The organism is Streptococcus sp. VT 162 (assembly GCA_000688775.2).
Classification (GTDB): Bacteria; Bacillota; Bacilli; order Lactobacillales; family Streptococcaceae; genus Streptococcus.
Window position 1 is genome coordinate 1,531,681 of record CP007628.2, and the last position, 21,325, is coordinate 1,553,005.

General features: G+C 44.4%; 16 protein-coding genes. All 16 read right to left on the reverse strand.

What is annotated here, in order from left to right; all coding sequences use genetic code 11:
* Nucleotides 1–17 precede the first annotated feature (17 nt).
* The 16 genes from V470_07675 to V470_07750 all read right to left on the reverse strand — a co-directional run bounded on the left by V470_07675 (nucleotide 18) and on the right by V470_07750 (nucleotide 20,785).
* Nucleotides 18–623, reverse strand: coding sequence for a hypothetical protein (locus tag V470_07675; GenBank protein ID AHZ48292.1), 606 nt, complete (start codon nucleotides 621–623; stop codon nucleotides 18–20).
* On the reverse strand, nucleotides 607–1,131 hold the full coding sequence (locus tag V470_07680) for a transposase (GenBank protein AHZ48293.1): 525 nt from the start codon (nucleotides 1,129–1,131) through the stop codon (nucleotides 607–609). Before V470_07680 ends, V470_07675 begins: the two co-directional genes overlap by 17 nt.
* A gap of 292 nt (nucleotides 1,132–1,423) precedes the next feature.
* A complete protein-coding gene (locus tag V470_07685; GenBank protein AHZ48294.1) occupies nucleotides 1,424–1,996 on the reverse strand; it encodes a hypothetical protein in 573 nt (190 codons plus the stop codon).
* A 116-nt stretch (nucleotides 1,997–2,112) separates the two neighbouring features.
* Nucleotides 2,113–2,598 (reverse strand): hypothetical protein, encoded by a 486-nt coding sequence (locus V470_07690; GenBank protein ID AHZ48295.1) that lies wholly within the window; start codon nucleotides 2,596–2,598, stop codon nucleotides 2,113–2,115.
* 70 nt (nucleotides 2,599–2,668) lie between these two features.
* Entirely contained in the window at nucleotides 2,669–2,893 is a 225-nt protein-coding gene (locus V470_07695; GenBank protein ID AHZ48296.1) for an accessory secretory protein Asp5, read from the reverse strand.
* 2 nt (nucleotides 2,894–2,895) lie between these two features.
* Nucleotides 2,896–3,075 carry a hypothetical protein gene (locus V470_07700; protein AHZ48297.1) on the reverse strand — a complete coding sequence of 60 codons (180 nt, stop codon included), beginning with the start codon at nucleotides 3,073–3,075 and terminating at the stop codon, nucleotides 2,896–2,898.
* Nucleotides 3,068–4,414, reverse strand: a complete 1,347-nt coding sequence (locus tag V470_07705) for a glycosyltransferase (protein AHZ48298.1) — start codon at nucleotides 4,412–4,414, stop codon at nucleotides 3,068–3,070. The genes V470_07700 and V470_07705 overlap by 8 nt, the downstream gene beginning before the upstream one ends.
* Nucleotides 4,398–5,918, reverse strand: a complete 1,521-nt coding sequence (locus V470_07710) for a glycosyl transferase family 4 (protein AHZ48299.1) — start codon at nucleotides 5,916–5,918, stop codon at nucleotides 4,398–4,400. The genes V470_07705 and V470_07710 overlap by 17 nt, the downstream gene beginning before the upstream one ends.
* Before the next feature lie 12 nt (nucleotides 5,919–5,930).
* The gene (locus V470_07715; GenBank protein ID AHZ48300.1) at nucleotides 5,931–8,303 is read right to left on the reverse strand and encodes a preprotein translocase subunit SecA; all 2,373 of its coding nucleotides are present in this window, start codon (nucleotides 8,301–8,303) and stop codon (nucleotides 5,931–5,933) included.
* Entirely contained in the window at nucleotides 8,296–8,736 is a 441-nt protein-coding gene (locus V470_07720; GenBank protein AHZ48301.1) for an accessory secretory protein Asp3, read from the reverse strand. Before V470_07720 ends, V470_07715 begins: the two co-directional genes overlap by 8 nt.
* Complete coding sequence (locus V470_07725; protein ID AHZ48302.1) at nucleotides 8,733–10,262, reverse strand: accessory secretory protein Asp2; 1,530 nt, start codon at nucleotides 10,260–10,262, stop codon at nucleotides 8,733–8,735. Before V470_07725 ends, V470_07720 begins: the two co-directional genes overlap by 4 nt.
* Nucleotides 10,246–11,826, reverse strand: coding sequence for an accessory secretory protein Asp1 (locus tag V470_07730; protein ID AHZ48303.1), 1,581 nt, complete (start codon nucleotides 11,824–11,826; stop codon nucleotides 10,246–10,248). Before V470_07730 ends, V470_07725 begins: the two co-directional genes overlap by 17 nt.
* A 9-nt stretch (nucleotides 11,827–11,835) precedes the next feature.
* Complete coding sequence (locus V470_07735; protein AHZ48304.1) at nucleotides 11,836–13,053, reverse strand: preprotein translocase subunit SecY; 1,218 nt, start codon at nucleotides 13,051–13,053, stop codon at nucleotides 11,836–11,838.
* Between the two features lie 88 nt (nucleotides 13,054–13,141).
* Nucleotides 13,142–14,371, reverse strand: a complete 1,230-nt coding sequence (locus V470_07740) for a glycosyl hydrolase family 8 (protein ID AHZ48305.1) — start codon at nucleotides 14,369–14,371, stop codon at nucleotides 13,142–13,144.
* Between the two features lie 15 nt (nucleotides 14,372–14,386).
* On the reverse strand, nucleotides 14,387–15,613 hold the full coding sequence (locus V470_07745) for a glycosyl hydrolase family 8 (protein ID AHZ48306.1): 1,227 nt from the start codon (nucleotides 15,611–15,613) through the stop codon (nucleotides 14,387–14,389).
* A gap of 219 nt (nucleotides 15,614–15,832) precedes the next feature.
* The gene (locus tag V470_07750) at nucleotides 15,833–20,785 is read right to left on the reverse strand and encodes a cell wall anchor protein (GenBank protein AHZ48307.2); all 4,953 of its coding nucleotides are present in this window, start codon (nucleotides 20,783–20,785) and stop codon (nucleotides 15,833–15,835) included.
* Between the last annotated feature and the right edge of the window lie 540 nt (nucleotides 20,786–21,325).

Here is a 21,325-nt window from a genome sequence, read left to right on the forward strand (position 1 = left end):
AAATAAGTCGGGTAGCTTTACAAAGAGGAAAAAATTTCCTCATCTTGCTCATTCAGAATCGTCTGAATATCTCCACCATTAACTACTACTAGGTAGTCCTCTGGTAGAATCAAAGATTTTATTAGTTTTGGATTCTTTTTCAATATTTCAAAAGCATACATAGCAACAAAATCATCTGTATCTTGATTTTGATAGCCAACAAACCATCCCGAATCACCTTTTCGATCAGTATCTTGTCTCTGCAAATAGTAATGTTCACACTCAAAGACACCTTTAGCCAACACTATTTTCTCATCAAATCTGATTTCAGAAACTTCAATCTTAATCTCTTTAGCTAGTGTACTTTGTTCAGACTGAATCCAAAGAGCCAAGGTCAAATCATCAGTAAACTCTTTAAAAGGATTTGTTTCATAGTTGACTGACACTATCCTAAATTGGTCCATGTTCAATTGAGCAAGTTTATATATGCTGAAACCGATTTGTATTAGCAGGCCATCTTGTATTCGTTCCTTCGAGGGCAGTACATTCACAACTTTGAGCCATTCCTCAAAAAGACCTTCAGAGAATGTCCCGTAAAAGATCAAACCATTCTTCTCTACTTTTGTATCAAGCACTTCCGTCATTTTTCAAACTCCTGAAAATTTCATTTTGTAGCTTAGTTCTAGCTTCACGCTCCAAAGCTATCATTTTTTCTCTTATCTCAGCCGGAATATCTCCTAATTTGGAATGCCCCTGCCAATCACTCCAAGTTTTAGACCCTTTGGAACTATTGGTAGGTTTACCTAATCCCATAAAATTATCCTCAAGATTCAAAACCTCTACCTTATCAACATCAGATAGAGGAGCAAATCCATCCATTTCGGTAATTTCTTTCATAGAGACAATATGGTCTGCTTCGAGGGTTTCAACTGGATAACCATAAATTGGATCAAATTTTTCTCCATCAATATTATTGACATGATCGCGTATCTCTTGACTTGGTGTTTTCTTGCGAAGAGAATTATATTCTTCTTTTGAAATTCCTTTAGAAGTACTCGCTACATCATCACTATGCTTAGCCAACTGCTCGCTGGCTTCTTGGCGGAATTCTTTAATTGCTTTCTTGCCGACTTGTTCTGCCGCTTCTTTCATGCCTCGAGCGACATCATCAGATGCATTGTGGACACGGGCACCACTTTTTGTAAAGTTGTCACTAAAGTTTGCTGGCTCTACAAACCTAGTATACCATAAAACCTATAGACCAACGTTTGATAAACCAGAAAAGACCACCATTAAGGTGGTCTTTTCTCCAATTTCGTGCCTTATTTCCAATTACGAAGGTCGCATGTCAACTGGGAGCGAGGTTGGACTCACAACTGATATTGATGAGGTTAAAAATAGGAAAAACTCCCCTCCGACCCCCTAGACGAAGATAAAAAATTTATTACACTACAGAAGGTCTCATAAAATCATAAACATCTATCTGATGTTCTTCAAACAATTCCTCTAACTTCTGTGCTCCCACTTCGGCTCCATGCTTTTCTATAAATTGAAGCTCAGCTTCTGTAATCGGGATAGCTTGTAACCACGTAACATACTCTTCATCAAAATCAAAAGATTCTAAATCCCACAAGAAAGGCTGAGTGAAGAATATATGATTTACTTTCGCATTGGGATAGTAATTTCTAATAATATTTGGATAGACTGCACCTGGAGAGATGCTGTACTCTCCCCTCACAATATTAAAACCACAGTCTGCTATAATATTTGGAAAATATTCCAGCTCCGCATCAGCTGCTCCAATGATTTCAACTCTTAAAGGCTTACCATTTATTCGACGATAAATGGTATATTCTGATAAACCGATTGTTGCTGCAGTTGTTAAATAATCATCCGGACAATTCTCTCCAATGAATAAATCTAATTTGTTATCGTGATTTCTAAATGTATAGGCTTGAGGAACTCCCCCTACAGCCCTTGCAATTTCCTGTGCAATTTTAATTTTATCGTATTTCATTTGATTCTCCTCTTAAAGTTTGCTGGCTCTACAATCCCAGTATACCATAAACCTTATGGACCAGCGTTTGATAAACCACAAAAGACCACCTAAATGGTGGTCTTTTATCAAACAAACTATTTCCCATTATGTTCTCTTTGGAAGGCTTCCATAGCCTTGAACTGTTCTAGTTCTTTTTCATTAGCTGGTTGCTTGCCGAGATATTTATATTCAAACAAGTCCATTCGAGCACTTGGACCATAACCACTTTCCAACCATGGGGCATAATCGAAGTCTACTGATAATTTATTATTTTCATCTAAGTGAATAATACAAATATACCAATCTGCCAAGTCGTTCTCAACAAATACTTTTTTTAATTCTTGCGACTTCTCAAACAATCGATCTGTTTGACTATAAATTTCGAATTTATCTACACCAAAATCTCTAGGAATGTATAAATAATAGTGATATTCATTCTTATATTTAAAATAAAAATAAACTTCTCCACTAAATGTTTTGTCCATTTCAATTACAATATACAAATCATCCCACTCTACTGGAATCATATCGTTGGCTTGATGCACGATTTCGATAATTTTTTCATTCATTAGTTCTTCCATTCTATCCTCCGATTTGCTTGGATCTTTTTTTCGTGTTTAGTTTTCCTCATCTGTGAATGGAACTGCATCCTTACTGATAGGTCACCAACATAAAAACGAGGAGCAATACAAACAAGGCTATGCTAATCAAGAGAGTTAAAACTTTCACCAAGCGGTTGTTCTGCCAGTAGCCTGGTTTTCCGATATTGCTAGTCGCATCCATGGAAAAGAGTTGGCTTTGGCGAGGTTGGATGAGAACCAGGACAATTAAGGCGACGGCTAGGATTATTCCTATAAGCATCAAAACTTCCATCATTTTCACCTCAAGATTCCTAATAATGTAAAGATCAGGGTAAGAAGGATGAGCAAGCCGAGTAAAATGGAGAAGGTTTTACTGATCTTTTCTCCTCGGGTAGGCTTTTCTTTCTTAAGCGCTCCTTGCTTTAACTCTTCCATACGTCCTTCGACATCCTTGTAAAATAAATCTTTTTTAGTCATGTCCTTCCCCTATTATCCTTTCCATCCTCTCTTGGTAAGTAGCCAAGTCCACATAGTTGGCATGGCGGCCTTGATGTCCAAGGGCTTGGCCCATCTTGTCAAGACTGCTGAGAGCTTCTTGAATCCTCACAATCATGTCTCCAACAGCCTGCACATCAAAGAGGTGTTCTGGAGCTGTGTAAAGTCTGTTATGAGCTGTCTGGTCAAAGGCTAGGATGAGCATATTGTGCTCGAAGGCTTGACGGGCAGCATCCAAAAGCTCGTTTCCGTAATTGATGTCTAGATAGAGATCCGACAGCTGGTAGAGTTCTCGAATCTTTTGCGGACTAGCGTTTTGATAGAGAACGACATTGGGATAGGAAAGCAAGGTCAGCAACTTGGACGACATTTCAGTCACTGCCGCGATTCGGAAGGTCACCATTGGCAAGGACTCAATCAGAGTTTCGATATGCTGGATCTGATCTGAGTTGGTAACGATCAAGGCATCTGGTCGAACGAAATTTTCTCTCTTAAATTGATAATGATAACCTAGATGGAAAAACTTGTCATGATAGGCTGGGTTGGTCAAGGCCAAGGCCTTTTCATAGGTAGCCTTATCTGGTATGAGGATCTGCTTGGCTCTCAGCTCCTCTTGCTCCAAGAGCAGCTGCATATTCCCAGGAAGACAATCATCTAGCGGTTCTTGCCAGACTAAAGTGTCCCGTCCACTCTTGTCTGGATAATGGTATGAGACCAAGAAAGAGGTTGCGAGAGTGTTAAAGAGAAGGTGGCGAGTGTCGATTCCTAAGTCTTGCAAAAAGAAAATCGTGAATTCTACTCGATTTTTAAAATGGCGCAGGGCTTGTCCGGGCAAGGTTAGGAGGATATCGCCTGTCACATGGTTTTCTAGTACAATTTCCTGTCCCTTTGCATCCTGGTACTTGGTCAGGATAGCCTGTCCATCTGCACTATAGGTGGTCTTGGCAAAGCAGGCTCCGTATCGGTTATAGTGGTCTGCTTGGTAGATGCGACCAGATAGGTCCTTCCAGTCGACTTGCTTGACCAGACGGGCCTGAGGAGCCTCCACATAGTGAATCACGCCCCTCTCCCGAGAATCCTCTAGGATATGCGCAAACTGGTTATTACCCGCAATCTCCCAAAATTCAGGTACAGCTACTTGGTTGAAATAAAGAGCTTTTCCCGACTCGTAACCTAGATAGTAGGTAAAGGGAGAAAGAATCCCATCTGGGAGAAAGCCATCTGGCTCGATCACAACCGTGACATGGGACAGGCCAGCAGCTTCTAGACTTTCATGTAAATCTCGACTTTCCTGGCCATATCGATCAAATAGTTGAATCATGCAGGACCTCCTCTATCGTTTTCTTCCACTTGTCCCTTACTTTGTCTGTTAAAAATTCTCTCGCTAGGTCATAAGATGCTGTTCGCATAGCTGGCAAATGATTTTCCTGATAGAGCTGGCAGATCTTTTCCGCGAAGGCCCTTTTAATTTCCATTTCAACATGGTCGTCTGAACTTGGAATCAAGTAGCCATTTTGACCGTCCTGGATAAAGGTTTGGTTGCCATAAGGCACATCAAAGCCAATCAGGGGCAAGCCTGAACCAACTGCCTCCATCAAGGTCAGACCAAAGCCTTCACTGGTTGAGGCTGTCAGATAGACCTCATACTGGGGATAGATCTGAGCCAGGTCTGCATGCCCCTTGAGCTGGATATAGTTCTCCGCTTGGTGAGCCGTGATGATTTCCCTTAAAAGGGACTCCTCACCCCCACTACCATAAATGTCAAAGGTGAGCTCAGGGAGGACTTGATGCGCTTGGATAACCGCCTTGACGAGCCAGTCAATGTGTTTTTCCTTGGCTAGACGCGAAGCCGTAATGAGAGAAAAGGGTTTGCGTTCCCTAGCAGGATCAGTCAGCTGATCAATGCTCCCAACTGGAATCGTGACGATTCGTGGGCGATGCTGGCTGTACTGGGCAAATTGACCTTCGAGAATCTCCTTCTGCCGATCCGTAGACACGATAAAACAATCGACCTTGTCTGCATTTGTAAACTGATACTCATAATAGTTATTCCAGAGGAGATAGTCTTCGTTACTAGCATTTTCACTATAGTGTTCTGCGTGAACGACAACTGCTAGATGGGCCTTTTGTGCTTCTTCAAAAACAGCCTGACCAATCCCTGTTTCCCTATCCAAGATGACCAAATCAGACTTGCTCAAGTTCAAACTTTGCATAAAATAGCGCATAAGGGCTGGTTTTCCGTACAGAATCCGGTCCTTAAATCGATAGACCTCTTCCTGGCCTTCAGTCAGCAAGATATCGTAAGCGGTGCTGCCGTCTTCATTGAAAAAGCTTCGTTGATAGAGCCTAGCCATCTGGTCTTTGGGCGCGAAATATTCTGTACAGTAACGTGTGTAGGAGAAATAATCCTTGCGAATCAAGTTCCCCCCAAACACATACTCTGCATGCTGTACTAGATTCTTAGCCGAGTCTACCAAGTAGCAGGTCACAAATTTATCCTCATCTGAAAAGTAGACACGCAAGATCTTGCCATCTTGCTCCCTATGACTCTCAAGGCCACCGAAAGAGGCCAAGACTTCGTCAACTGTGACACTGGTCGGGGCTAGCTTGATATCTGTAAAATGATTGTAAAGCCAGATTACCTGATCATCCGCAAAGCCGATATTGGCCGTTAAATGCTGGATATTATCTGCCAAAATCAAGTCGGTAAAGATAAACTTAGATGCTAGGTCTAAACTTCTAAGAATCCCTGCTCGGTAGGCCTGGGCATACTCGACACCACTACTCGCCCAACCGATTCCTAGATTTATGTTGTAAATTGTCATATGATCCTCTTTTTATGGAAAATGGGTGAGAATCTCACCTTTGGGCGTTACTTCCACAATCCCCATGAGAAGATTGCGAACCATATCTGTACGGATTTGTTGCTTCATGATTTCAAAGCCTGCATAAGCCTCCTGATAGTACTCCACGATAGGGTTCTTTTGAGAAGCAGACTGGCTCCCAATTGCTAGACTGAGCTGTTGGAGATAGTCGACTTGCTCAACCCAGTTGTCATCAATAGCCTTGAGCATGGATATTCTCAGAAAAGAGTCATAAAGCTGGTGAGGTTGGAGGACTTCCTTTTTAGCTGCGATTTCCTTGGCTATTATTTTCTCTAGTAACTCCCGAATCTGATCTGCATCAGCTAAATCCAGATCAGCCGGTAATTCTCTCATCCCAAAGCTAATATTGGTCACGATGAAGTGAAAGAGCTCTTGGGGACTGCTATAGGCTTTTTCTGAGATTTGTTTGGTATAGTCTGCTAGTATGTCCTCAAGAATATGCTCTAAATCACGGCTCCCATCCAGCAAGCGATCTCTTTCTTGGTAGACCATCTGACGCTGGATATTGACGCTTTCCGCATACTCTAAGGTTTGTCTGCGTACTGAGCGACTGGCACTATCACTAGCCTCTTGGGCTTTTCTGACGAGATTGCGGTACTTGCGAGCCTTGAGTAGGATAGGTTTGCTGATATCTTCCACTTGGTAGTCTTGATACAGGTCGTGAACCCAAGACGGCCCGAACTTTTTGATCACATCATCTTCAAGCGACACGAAAAATTGAGACATGCCTGGATCGCCCTGGCGGCCAGAACGACCTCTGATTTGCAGGTCAATTCGTCGGCTCTCCATCCGCTCGGTACCAATCACAATCAAACCGCCCAATTCTGCGACTCCTGTACCTAGTTTGATATCTGTCCCTCGACCTGCCATAGAAGTCGCAACGGTCACTGCCCCCATCTGTCCAGACTCTGCGATGATTTGGGCTTCACGCGCCGCATGATTGGCATTAAGGACATTGTGGGAAATCCCCTCTCGCAAGAGCAAGGACGAGTAAAGCTGGGACATTTCTACAGATCCGACAAAAATCAGGAGTGGATTGCCTTTGGCGTGGTAAGTCTTGATAGCATCGAGAGAAGCATACACCTTCTCAGGGAGGGTCACATAGAGATTGTCCGGATGGTCCATTCGCCTAAGTGGGCGATTGGTTGGGATGCGAATGACGGCCATGTTGTAGGTTTCGAAAAACTCTTTTTCTGCAACCTTTCCCGTTCCTGTCATACCTGAGATTTTGCGAAACATCTTAAAGAGACTCTGGTAGGTGATTGAAGCCATGGCTCTGGTTTCAGGAGAAAGCTTCACATGTTCCTTGGCTTCGATGGCTTGATGAAGACCACCTTGAAGCTTGGTCATTTCCATCAAACGCCCTGTGCTCTTATCCAGCAAAACCATCTCTTGCCCTCGAACCAGGTAGTCCTTGTCCTTGGTAAAGAGCGTATGGGCTCTAAGAGCATAGACCAGATGCCGAACATAACTGGCGTACTCTTCCTTATAGAGATGATCGATTCCTAGGAAACCTTCGACCGTATGGGCACCTTTTCGGGTCAACCAAACCTGGTCTTTTTCTTCCTTGTAGATGTAGTCTTCTCCCTCAACCAAGGTCGTCACTAGGGTATCAATCATCCCATAATAGTTAGACTGGACGCGGGGAGAACCTGCGATAATCAAGGGAGTTTGGGCACTATCGAGTAGAATATCATCGATCTCATCAATGATGACATAGTTAAAGGGAGGCAGGAATTTCCCCTCACGAGTGGAGGCAAGATTGTCATTGAGATAGTCAAATCCCAGTACACTATTGGTTGTGTAGACGATGTCTGAGGTGTAGATCTTTCTTTTCTCTTCGGCAGTCAAGTCCTCTTTTGGATCCTCTGAAAAGGGCAGACCGACAGTTAGACCTAAAAATTGGTAGACTGGGCCCATTTCACTTGCGTCCCGTCTAGCCAGATAGTCATTGGTCGTGACTAACATACTGCCTTTTCCCGTTAGGGCATTGAGGTAGAGGGGCATGGTTGCAGTCAAGGTCTTACCTTCACCCGTATTCATCTCAGCCACATTTCCTTGGTGGATCACAATGGCTCCCATGACCTGCACATCATAGGGAAAGAGACCCAAGACACGTTTATCGGCCTCACGGACAAGGGCATAGGCTTCTACCAATAGCTCATCCAAGGTTTCTCCCTGGGCAAGGCGCTGGCGAAACTCCTCTGTCTTTGCAGCCATTTCCTCATCACTGAGGGCAGCCATCTCTTCTTTGAGGGCGTTGATTTGGCTTAAAAGTTTCTTGACCTTTCTCAGTTGTCTTTCCTGATACAAACGATTAAACACCAGCATCCTCCTCAATAGAAAACGAAACAAAGTCAAGAGCCTCAAAACCTGCGCTAATCAAGGAAAGGCGGTAGGTGTAGGCCGCTTCAGGATAGGTGAAGCTAAAAGAAAATTGTCTTTCAATCTTCTCCTCGATGATTTCCTCATAACGGTTTAAAAAGGTCAGTTTGAGATAGAGGCCATTGGTCGGTTGAACCTGCATCTTCATAGAGAGACGGTAGGTGAGAGTTTTCTTGAGAAGAGGGAGGCTCGGTTGGCTTCTGGTAGCCTGGTAGTTGACACTGGAAAACCAGGTTTTAAGGGTTTCACCTGAAGCCAGTAAAGGGTTTTTTAGTGTAACGCTACCATCTGCATGATAGGTGATCTGGCTGCCATAAAGATAAGTGGCTCCCATCTCGCCCCACCTAATATCCTCTCTCTTAATGATAATCATGTCTCACCTCTTCCGTATTCTTCTAGTATCATCTTGTAAAAATGAATAAACCAGGAAACGTTTGTACCTGTGTCATCATTGTGTCGACCTGCGGTACCTTTGGACAAGATCTTGGCTCCTGTCTGACAAAGTGTCTCCACTAGCTGGTCATAGGCTCCACTATCCATATCCTCGTCCTTCATGTAAGAAAGACCAAAGGTCGTCTGGGAAAAATCAGCTTGTTTAAATCGGGTCCAAAAACGTTGATCCAATTCCTTCATGTCTTTTTGGCTCACTCCTCCTGTCTGAAGGTGCAAGACATCAAAGCTGGTCGGGAAAACTCCTGGCGCTTCTAGTCGCCCCCTCTGTGCGATGGTTCCTAGATTTGTCAAGGGTTTTCCGACTACGATTCCTTTGGGCTCAAAGTGAGAACCATAATAGAGGGCCGGGAAGGTTCCCATTGACAGCCCAGATAAGATCAAGTCACTTCTATCCAAACCTAGATAATCTAAATAGTACTGGATGGTTGCTTGAATCTTATCTTCCAATTCCTCACTTCCTAGGTAAAAGGCTCCTCCTTCTAATCGAGGGTCCGAAAAGAGGAGAAAGGGGCATTGGAGATTCTTCATCATCCAGTAACCCTCAAAACCCTCTGCGGGACGGTAACCAGAAAAATAGACTGCTAGAGGAGGCTTGAAATCTCCTGGGTGAAGGAAATAGTTGATTTCCTCACGTTTTTTGTCATGTAGGATATTGCCTCCGAGAACAAATTTTCCAAACTGTTTCCGGCTCCAGCGTTGGTGGAGATTGCCGATGTTGACCTTTCCCTGACCACGCGCTTCAAGAGAAATGCTCAGATAAGCGTCATAGTCTTGTTCCACAATGATTGCTTGGGAAAAGTCTGCTTCCTCAAGGAGAATGTCCTGACTAATCTCTGAGATAGAGCCTGCTGGGATTTTTCGCAAACGCAGGCGCAAGTCTACCGTCTCAGTCTTTTCATATTCGAGCCAGAGTTCAATAGGTGCATGGGCTTGGACAGACTGATTATAGGCCCAAGAGACTAGCTGGGTATAGGTTTTCCCAAAATCACCTTCTAATTCCAGATGCTCAAATCCTTGATAGGAGATAGATCCTTGGAATCTAGGGTGAATCCGTATCGTAGCTGGACTCAGCTTGTCCCCATAACCACCTTCAAAGAGGGAGGTGGAAAGGTCCCGAACAAAGCCCTGTCGGTCTGACAGGTCCATCGCCTGCATGCAGTGCTGTTTTATGAACTTCTGAATGTTTTTATCCTGACTTACAAACGGTTCTGGATAGAAAACTGTATAGGGTTCCAAGCTAGATGCAAAAGGCAACAAATCTACTAGGTAAGCCCCATCCGTGAGAATGACAGCATGAAAGTGATCCAGGTCATTCTCATCCATGATTTTCTGGATGGCAGACGGTGTGTTGGGAGGAACATGATACCAGTCTAGTTGGGCTGGTAGGGCAAGTGTATCCCGCCAATCCTCAGGACCGATTTGCAAGATCTTATACTTCTTTTCCATGAGTCACCTCCTCCAACCACTTTTCTAGCTTGATCAGGAATTGCTCCCCAGTGTGTTCCTTTATCTTTTCGATGGAATGGATCAGAGCATCATTCCACACCTGCAGGCTATCGAGATAGTAATGGGCAGCTTGCGCAAAATCAGCTATATTTTCCAACAGATAGCCATTCTTCTGATGGCTGACATACTCTGTTTTGACCCTATTGATTTGAGGGATACCAGCACTGATCCCCGCTATCTGGGTATAAAGAAGAGGTTGCCTGTTCAAATCGACAATCAAACGAACAAATTCCAGCTGCTTGATTAACTCCGATTCATCCTTCATATTGACAAACGAATAGCGCTTGCTCTGATGGCGATTGTCCTCAAGCGGATTTTCGGCTCCTTGGTAATCAACTTCCTTCTCCAGTTCCTGGTCTTGAAACTGCTCTGAGACCATCTCAGCAACTCGTGTTTCCAGCTGCTTCACTTCTTCTTGACTAGCAGCAAATGCTCCAAAGACCAGCTCTGTATCCTTGTTTTCAGAAAGGAAATGCAAGACCTGATAGAGCTCTTGGTCCTCTATCCCCTGCTCAAAGTCCAGTTGATAGTAGATGAGCGACTCCTTCCGAGTCTGGCTCTTTCCCAGCTCCAAGCGGGTATCAAAAGGCGATAAATGACGAAACTTCGTTGCTTGATTTGGAAAGGCAGACTGAGCCAAGTGCAAGGTGTCCTCTCTGTCGACCAGAACAAGGTCCACCTTAGGCAACAAATTCGCCAACTGAGGTAGTTTCTCTTGGGGATTTCGTCCGATAAAAAGGCTGAGAACCTTAGTGGTTTGGTGAGGCAATCGTTCTAAAAGGAAGTCATTGTGCTGATCACAAGCAGGCAGAAAATAGGTCGCTCCTTCCTCAGGGAGTTGAGCTAATCTCTTCTCAAAAAACTCCGAAATCAATTCCCCCATATCTCGGTAGGCCTCTTTTTGGAAGCGAAAAGCAAAGATAGGATTGACCTCGATACGGCCCCCATCTTGCAAATGCTCTCTAAACTGCCACAGTCCCTTGGGATTGAGGTAGTCTTGGCAGAGAGCCTGACCCTCTTCGTAGTAAATCACACTGGAAACCAGGCCCCGATCATCCATCAGGTAATTAGCAGACAATAGCCCATCTTCCTTGAAATACTGAATCGTACTGATGAAACCTTCAATTCCATGCTCCACCTGAGCATAGGGCTTGCCATTCTTCAGCACCAGAATAGTAAAGGGACTGTAAACAAAGTCGCAATCCTTATCCCACTCAATATCTCTGAGCTGCAAGACCTGCGGTCGAATCTTATGAAAATCCTGCAATTCATCAAATAAGGAATAAACCGGTGCTTCTAAAATGCCTTGGCGATGGAGAAAATAGCGCAGATGAGGCTGATAGGACAAAAGGAGGACCTGTGCAGAGATCCCTTGGCGTTGCATCAAGCGAATCTGATTAAAGGTGTCATCAAATTCTAGCTTAAAATGAGAATAATACCAGGGTGTCAAATCAGCATGCCAGGGACGCTCCTTGCCATACCAAGCTGGGATAAAGTAATACATCAAAACCTCCTAGAATAGTGGCCGATACCTTTCATTTAGTCGGAGCGCTTGCAGTTCATCATGAATCGTAAACAACATGCCACTCAAAATTAAAAAGAGTCCAGGAATCATGCTGACTTTGAACAAACTCTCATCCTTCAAGACAAACAAGATCGGAAGTCCAGCCAAGGTAACGTTAATGACTGCACCTATCAGAGCAAATCGGAGAACCAAGCGATTGATAAAGCGACTGGTATCCTCACCAGGATAGACCCCGTAGATGTAATCTCCTGATTGCTTCATCCGATCTGCGATTTGTTCGCCACTCACATTAACAAAGGCAAAGGCAATGCTAAAGACAAAGAGGATAAGGATATAAGCGTATATCCACAAGGGTTTCCTCATCGCATACTGCTCCAGTAGGGCAGGGTAGAGAGGATTACCCTTATCCAGATGTTGAAGCAAGAGCAAGAGATAAGAAGGCAAGCCCATAAGACTCATCACATACATATAAGGCATGCCACCTGCAGGATTGAGCATGATTTCCAGATAAGAATAGCGTTTAAAGCGAGAATGAAGCCCGATTTTATTGATAGGGATGCGGTATCGCGCTCGGTAAAAGAGCACGACTAGATAGGTAAAGAGGACACCAAGCACTACCAATAGGAAAAGCAGCCAAGGGGAGATCTTATGAACCTGGACCGATTGGATGATGTCCTGAGGGAGTGAAGCCACCATACTTGCCAATAAAATAACGATTGGGCCTCCAACTCCGATAGACGCATTGATGTCTGACAGCCAAACTAAGAAGAAGGTCCCCGCAACCAAAAGGCTGGTATTGAGGAGAAAGACCAAGAAGGGATTGTAGGGAGCTTGGACAGGAAGGTTTGTAGTCAAGGCCAAGGCCTGAATTAAGGCAATCCCTAACGTCAAGTACATTTTCCGTCTATCTTGGACTTCCGAAGAAACCGAGTTTAAGCCCAGTTTCTTTGAAAAGGAAAACATCTGCCACAAGATCATAGCTGACATCCAAGGGGAGAGCCCGATGGAAAAGAGAGAGAGGCTCCGAAGATTTCCACCAGTCAGGGCTACTGAAAAGTCCAGATAGGCTGCGCCTCCTCCGAGAAAATCCCGACTATTGAGGTCAACAAAAGGAAGAGCCAGACGACTCCCGAGCACATAAATAAAGAGCAAAAACAGGGTGTGCATCCCTTTTTTTACTGCTATCGATGAACGAAATTCTTTCACTAGCTCCTCCTTTTCTTTTTATCTTTCAATTGTCCTGTCATACGGGACCAATCCAGCCTTTTTATCTTAGCATCTTCAAATCTCTATCTCAGTTTTCGTGAGTTTTCTCGTCCAGATAAACCTTCAAAGTAGCCACCATTTCTTCTGGTCTTTCTGCTGAGAAGATACCCGCATAGGCACTTTCAGCTAGTTCCTGGGACTGGGTATTGTCAAAAGTCAAGATTGGTTTCTCAAAGCGTGAAATATAGTCATAAACAACACTCAACTTGTCATCGTGGTTAATATCAAGATAGACATCTGTCTGCTGAACCAGTTTCTCAACCAAGAGAGGGAAGGTGTTAGGATAGAGAGTAACATTTTCAAAACGTGACAAGAGCATGAGTTCAGGTGCCATCGTCGTATAGGCTGCAATGTAGAAATGCAACTCTGGCAAGGCTTGAACCAGATAGTCGATTTTCTCAAGATGCCAGGAGTTAGTCAAATTAACACAAGACATAACTGGCTGATAGACTGTGACTGGATAGTCAATTCCAGCCTGACGCCATTTTTCAGTAATGGTAGACCACTCCATCAGATGATAGTGCCACCAAACCTCACGCAAACGCCCAACCGAATGAGTGTTCCAAGGTTTGTCCTGAGAGAGGAAATGCAAGATAGCTGGCAGGGGCTCTAGGGGAATCTGGAAGATAAATTCATGTCCATGTGAGGCAGCCCCACTATCAAAACCAATCTGGAAATTATAGTTCTGATCCAGAGGAGCATAGCTGTCATGAAAGAGCATATTGAGGATGGACTGGTCTCCCTCACTCACATGTTGGTGTTCCCGCTCTGTCAACTCAACTAGCTCTTGTCTCACAGCTTCTGCCCGCCATTTTTTGTTATTGATCAAGAGCACACCTGCATTAAAACCAACCCCAACTCCAAAACAAGATGGTGCAGCAGCCAGGTAGTTTTCTCCTAAGTCCATTTCAAAGAGGGACGTCAAATCAGCCGTCACTACCAGATCGCTGTCCAAGTAAAGTACCTTGTCCTCTTCAACAAAATCAGGGATAAAATAACGGGCAAAGGTCATGTGGTTGATATGGGGCAATTTGTTACTCCAGTTCATCTGAAACTGGGCACCAAGCATCTTGACATCCACCAACTCACCACCCATTTGCTCTACTATCGGTCTGAGAGCGCGGAACCATTCTTGGGGAACATCCTGGTTAAAGATATAGACCTTGACATGGCTATTATGATAGCAGAGAGACTTGAGCGCTGTTTCAATCTGGCGGATATAGGCATAATCTCCTGCGAGAACAATTGTTTTTTTCATTTAGTTTCCTTCAGTTCACAACGACTGCTTCTGTGATTCCAAAAGCGTGCGGATAGACTCGATCATTTGATCTACGGCTGCTGGTGAGTAAACGTGACTGTAACCACTCGAGTCATGACTAGTGGTTTCAAAAGCAAATATAGGGATTTCTCTTTGCTGCACCTCTTGGATAATGTTTGCAATTTCATCCTCATGATTGATATCCAAGTAAAAGTCAATCTTTTCTAAGACTTTTTTGACATTCATGGGATTAAAGTAAGGATAGAGGCGTACATTCAGATGCGATTGCAAGTTCATGATTTCCGGCGCAAAATTGGTATGAGCTAGGATAGAGAACTCTACATCAGGCAGTTCTTGGATCAGGTGTTCGATTCTCTCTATGTGACACGTATTGGTAAAAATTGCGGTCGCATACTGGGGAGCTTGAACTAAAGATGCTAATCCTTTATGGAAATCACATTTTTTCATGACAATATCAGACCACTCTAGTCCGTAGTAAAACCACCAGTCCTCCCTGAAACGATTGAGGTTGATTTGGTACCAAGGCTTGTCCCCTGTATAATGGATAATCTTGGCTGTTTTCTCAGTAGCAAGAGAATCCCTATACCAAGAATCCATCTGGTAATTTCGAGCCACTGTATCCATACCAACCATAAAATTATAGGTAGCTGGCAGCGATTTCCAACGACCTTCAAAGAGGTGATTTAACACGCCCTGATCACCAAAAACTTGGTCATGCAGTTGGTCTGTCAAACTCAACAAGTGCTCCGTCACCTTTTCTTGACGCCAGAGAGCCACATTAATCAGTAAGACACCTGCATTAAAAGTGCTAGGAACTAGAGCATCTGCTACAGCAGCTACTGGCCAGTCCTCCATGTCTTCTAAAAAGAGTTGATCCAGGTCTGATCTAACGATGATATCCGAATCCAGGTACAAGGCTAGGTCTTCGCTAACAAACTGAGGAATAAAATAACGAAAGAAAGTTGCATAACTTAGGTGGGCTAGTGGCAAACTATACTCTTTCAAACCTTGATGACTAATCTTGACATTGACGATTTTTGAGGCTAGAGGCTCTAGACGTCTCTCCATGAGCTGAAACCATTCAGATGGCAAATCATCATTGAAAACATAAAAAGTCACTGCTCGGTTATGGGCACAGATTGACTTGATTGTTGTCTCAATCTTGTCCATATATGCATTATCACCACCGAGTACAATGGCTTTTTGAAGCTCTTTTTTCATTTCGTCCCCTTTTCTTTTCACATTCTTTTGGCTACTTTTCTACTACTGTAGTTCTGATTTTTTCGATGATTATCTCACCTTCCTATTATACCTTTTCCCCTAGTTTATTTCAAACTCGAAAGAGGATTTTCCCCTTCTCACATATAGAAAAAACCTTTGAAAAATCATGTTTTCAAAGGTTTTCCATTTTACTATTTATTCATTGATTTTTATATCTTATCAATGACTTTCTTGATCGTCACTCTGACTCTTCTTGGCAAGAAGACCGATACCTGTCACAGCTGCCAATGCTCCCAATAAAGCAGATGCTACGGAAGTCGACGCTCCTGTATTTGGCAAGACTTGTTTCGGCTTGCTTGAAGCGGATTGACCTTGGCTTGCAATGTTTGCCATTGAGAGAGAGGTGCTTGTTGAAGTAGATACCAGAGCACTTGCTGACGCAGATCTACTAATAGAATCTGAAGTCGAGAGACTAGCGCTAATCGACGCAGACTCGCTCACTGACATACTTGCTGAAATCGAAGCACTTTCTAGAGTCGATTCACTGGCTAACATGCTAGCTGAGAGTGATGCGCTCGTTGAAGTAGATTCGCTCACTGATGTACTTGCTGAGATCGAGGCACTCTCCAACGCCAACTTGTCTGCTAGCATACTTGCAGAAGTTGAAGTACTTGTTGAAGCAGATTGACTCGAGCTGACTGAGGCGGACTGGCTTGAGCTGACTGAGGCTGATTCACTTGAGCTTACCGATGCTGACTCACTGGCGCTCGCTGAAGCAGATTGGCTAGCACTCACCGATACAGATTGGCTTGAGCTTACAGATACTGATTGACTCGCGCTGGCTGAGGCTGACTGACTAGAACTTACCGAAGCAGACTGGCTCGCACTTGCAGATGCTGATTGGCTGGCACTCACTGAAGCAGACTGGCTAGCGCTAACTGAAGTGGATTCGCTGGAGCTTACGGACGCAGACTGGCTCGCGCTCGCTGATGCTGACTCACTTGCACTCAATGATGCGGATTGGCTCGAACTTACAGAAGCAGATTGGCTAGCGCTCACTGAAGCGGATTGACTAGAGCTCACTGACGCTGACTGACTAGCACTTGCAGATGCTGATTGGCTCGCGCTGGCTGAGGCCGACTGGCTGGCGCTCGCTGATGCAGATTCGCTGGAGCTTACAGACGCTGACTGACTAGCACTCAATGAAGCGGATTGACTTGCGCTCACTGAAGCGGACTGGCTAGCACTCACTGAAGCCGATTGACTTGAGCTCACCGATACAGATTGGCTCGCGCTCGCTGAAGCGGATTCGCTAGCGCTGGCTGAAGCGGACTGACTAGCACTTGCTGATGCAGATTGACTGGCGCTCACTGAGGCGGATTGACTAGAACTTACTGATGCGGACTGGCTTAAGCTTGCCGACGCAGATTGACTCGAGCTGACTGAAGCGGATTCACTTGAGCTTACTGAAGCCGATTGACTCGCGCTGGCTGAAGCGGATTGGCTTGTGCTTACAGACGCTGATTGACTGGCGCTCACGGATGCTGATTGGCTGGAGCTTACTGAAGCGGATTGGCTAGCACTCAATGAAGCCGATTGACTAGAGCTCACTGACGCTGATTGACTTGAACTCATTGACGCTGATTGGCTAGCACTCGCTGAAGCTGACTGGCTTGAACTTACTGAGGCTGACTGGCTGGAGCTCGCTGAGGCTGATTGGCTAGCACTCACTGAGGCAGACTGACTTGCACTTGCTGAGGCCGATTGACTCGAGCTCGCTGATGCAGATTCACTTGCACTCAATGATGCAGATTGACTCGAGCTTACTGAGGCAGACTGACTTGCGCTCACTGAGGCTGATTGACTTGAGCTCGCTGAAGCGGATTGGCTTGCGCTCGCTGAGGCGGATTGACTTGCGCTTACTGAGGCGGACTGGCTAGCACTCAATGAAGCCGATTCGCTCGAACTTACTGAGGCGGACTGACTAGCGCTGACTGAAGCTGACTGACTCGAACTTGCAGATGCAGACTGACTGGCACTCACTGAAGCCGATTGACTCGAACTTGCCGACGCAGATTGACTAGCGCTGGATGAAGCCGATTGACTTGAGCTTACAGACGCTGATTGACTAGCGCTGACTGAAGCTGACTGACTTGCGCTGACTGAAGCGGACTGGCTGGAGCTTGCAGATGCAGACTGACTGGCACTCACTGACGCTGACTCACTCGCACTTACTGAAGCAGATTGACTAGCACTCAATGAAGCGGATTGGCTTGAGCTTACGGAAGCAGACTGGCTGGCACTCAATGAAGCAGATTGACTCGAGCTGACTGAAGCAGACTGACTTGCGCTCGCTGATGCAGATTGACTGGCGCTCGCTGAAGCTGACTGACTCGAACTTGCAGATGCAGACTGACTTGCACTTACTGAAGCTGATTCACTTGTGCTTACAGATGCTGACTGACTGGCACTCAATGAAGCAGATTGACTCGAGCTGACTGAAGCTGACTGACTGGCGCTCGCTGATGCAGATTGACTGGCGCTGGCTGAAGCGGATTGGCTTGAACTTACCGATGCTGATTGGCTAGCACTCGCTGAGGCGGATTGACTTGAGCTTACAGATGCCGATTGACTCGAGCTGACTGAAGCTGATTGACTGGCACTCACTGATGCGGACTGACTCGAACTTGCAGATGCTGATTGACTCGAGCTTACTGAGACAGACTGGCTCGCACTCGCTGAGGCTGATCGACTAGCACTGGCTGAGGCGGATTGACTTGAACTCATTGACGCTGATTGGCTAGCGCTCACTGAAGCTGATTGGCTGACACTCGCTGAAGCTGATTCACTTGCACTCACCGATGCTGACTCACTTGCGCTTACTGAAGCTGATTGACTCGAACTCAATGATGCAGACTGACTCGAGCTTACAGATGCAGACTGACTCGAGCTTACTGAAGCTGATTCACTTGAGCTTACTGAAGCAGATTGGCTATTACTTACTGAAATTGACGCTTGATTTGGCGTAATTTGTCCATTAAACACATCTGAAACCAAACCATCTACTGTCGTACTAGCAGTCACTGGTCCACTTGGAAGTCGTCCTCCATTGCGATCATATACTTTCTTCAAGTCAGTTGCAGTAAAGGTTACACTGGTAGAACTCCCCGTTGCCTGTTTGGTAAATGTTTCACCTGCAATTGTTAAAGTAACTGTCCCACCTGGAGCAACCCCATCTACCGTAATCGCTTGATTTGAGAGCCCACCTTTTTCGTTAAGATATTGATTCTCTATCCTTGGCGTCTGAGGGCGCACAGTAAAGCTCACGTCAATTTCATCCGTACTTCCATCTGGATAAGTTACCACCGCTGTCAAAGTATGCCGACCAGCAGACAAATTCGTATTGGTTCCAGATTTCCAAGTATAGGTTGTTCTAGTTCCCTTAGTAATTCCTGTAGTAGGTAATTCTGGCGTCCCTGTAGCATTCGTGATGTACTGACTAGCTTCACCAACAGAGATTGTCCCCGAATTTGTCGTAAGAGTAAAGTCTCGATTACTTTCAGCATTGATAGCTGGTTCGTACTTTTCAGACTGAGCATGGACTTCAAATTGAATTGCGGCAGGGTTGGCTGTTAAATCTTTTACAAGTCCAACGTCAGTAGTATTTCCGTTAAAATTACCTTCCTGATCATAGGTGAAAACATAACGAGTCCACACACTATTTACTGCTTGATTTTTTCCAACAGAACCCGTGATTGAAACTGTGAAAGGATTTGAAGCTGTAGCATTTCCATCTTTGGCTAGTTTATTTGTCGGAACAATCATTCTGATACTTTGACCATTACTCGTAGTGAATGAGACAACAGTTGAAGTAGCCGGATATGCCGCGGGTACAGAAGTGGGTACAAATTTTGCATGTTCAATTCGACCACTGTTATCAGTAAACTCAATGGTCCCAGAAAAATTTTCTTCTCGATAAATTTTAAATTTTTGCCCTTCTAGAACTGCGCCACCTGTAACGGTTATTTTCTGAAGTTCTGGCTTCTCAGTATCCCTAGCAGCTCTGAAGCTAGCGGTATTTGAAGCTTGGGTCAAAGCTTGTCCATTTCTGCTGTCACGAAGTCCAGAGTTGGCACGTAATACAGCATTTGCAATACTGTTTCGAGCTTCTGTAGCCTTATTCAAAATAGGAGTAAGATCAGAAAGCTCCCCTTTCAAGGACTTTTCAATCTCATTGTTGACAAGACTAGCCTTGGCAATTGCCTCATCCGAGTTTGGAAGTCCCTGCGCTTGAGCTAGAAATTGCCCAATCTCGGCTGATAAGGACTCTAATTTCTTCCGTTTTTCTTCACTTTGCTTTTCTGTCAAGGCTACAGAAGTCATTGTGAAACTCGATTCAGCCGTCACACCTTCATTCTTTACACGACCAGACTGACTTTGAGGCAAGGATTCTGTAGAAAAAGCAACTGCTTTTAATTCTTTTGAAGGTTGTGATTCTTTCACTGTCTCCCGAGCTGACTCACTTGCTTGGTACTGACTTTGAACACCAACTGAAGCTCTCTCTGACAAACCACTATTCGCTTGATTTTGTGTTCCAAGGGATTCACTTGAACTAGCAGTTACACTTTGACTGTTTGCCAAGGATTGACTAGTAGAAGCAGATTGGCGCATCGACTGGCTCACGCTAGAAGAGCTTGAAGCACTGATAGACTGACTCGTAGAGGCAGATTGACTGGCGCTCTGCGAATTGAATTCTGACAATGACTGGCTTTGACTGGTAGACAAAGACAAGCTAGCAGCATCTTGATGATCCTGTGTCGTCCCTAGCACTACTGAATCTCTCGTCGCCAGGGTATCTTTTGATTCGACAGTCTTTTCAACAGCGACTGCATCATTGGCATAAACACGCGTTTGCGTCGCAGCAAAACCACCTAAGATCGTTCCCGTAGCTGCTATCCCTTTCAAGACATCCAAGCCGGTCAACTTCTGACCTTCTTGCTTTTCAACCATTTCTGTCTTTACTTGGCTCGTATCCGCACTTCCACGCATCACCTTAAATAAGCCAAAAAGGGAAGTCGAGGCCCGTAGCCAATGCTTCCCTGATTTGATTAATTTGAACCGAGTTACACGGTCTGTTTCTCTATATTCACCCTTCTGGCGTCTAAAAAACATGTTCATCCCCTCAACTTGAAAAAGATCTATTCACCTATAAAATACTATCTTCTTATTATATACCAAATATACCGACAATTCAATATCTATAACATATCCTAAAGAAAGAAAATGATTTCAAAAATGACTTTATTTCAAATCTATTCTGTTTTTTCAATATAATTTTCATTTTATTATTCTGTTAATATATTTTATTTATTTTTTAACCATTTCTATATGCTTTAAAAATTGAGCAAATAATTCCAATCACTCAGGGAATTGATTTTTATTCAAAATATAGAAAAAGTCCATGAATCAATAGCATCCACAGACTTTTAGGAGTAGAGTATTTAAAGGCAGTTTCACAAATGAATCAATGAGGCCAGTAGCTGAAGTAACTTTCTATCCTTTCCAACAAAAAATTCCATACTAATTAATAGCCGTAATCTACGACACTGAGTTTTACAAATCGATTTCATTTGTAAAACGTGGTTACGACGGAAAAATCCACGAATCGATAATATTCGTGGACTTTTCTTACGACGCATTTAAGCAAAATGC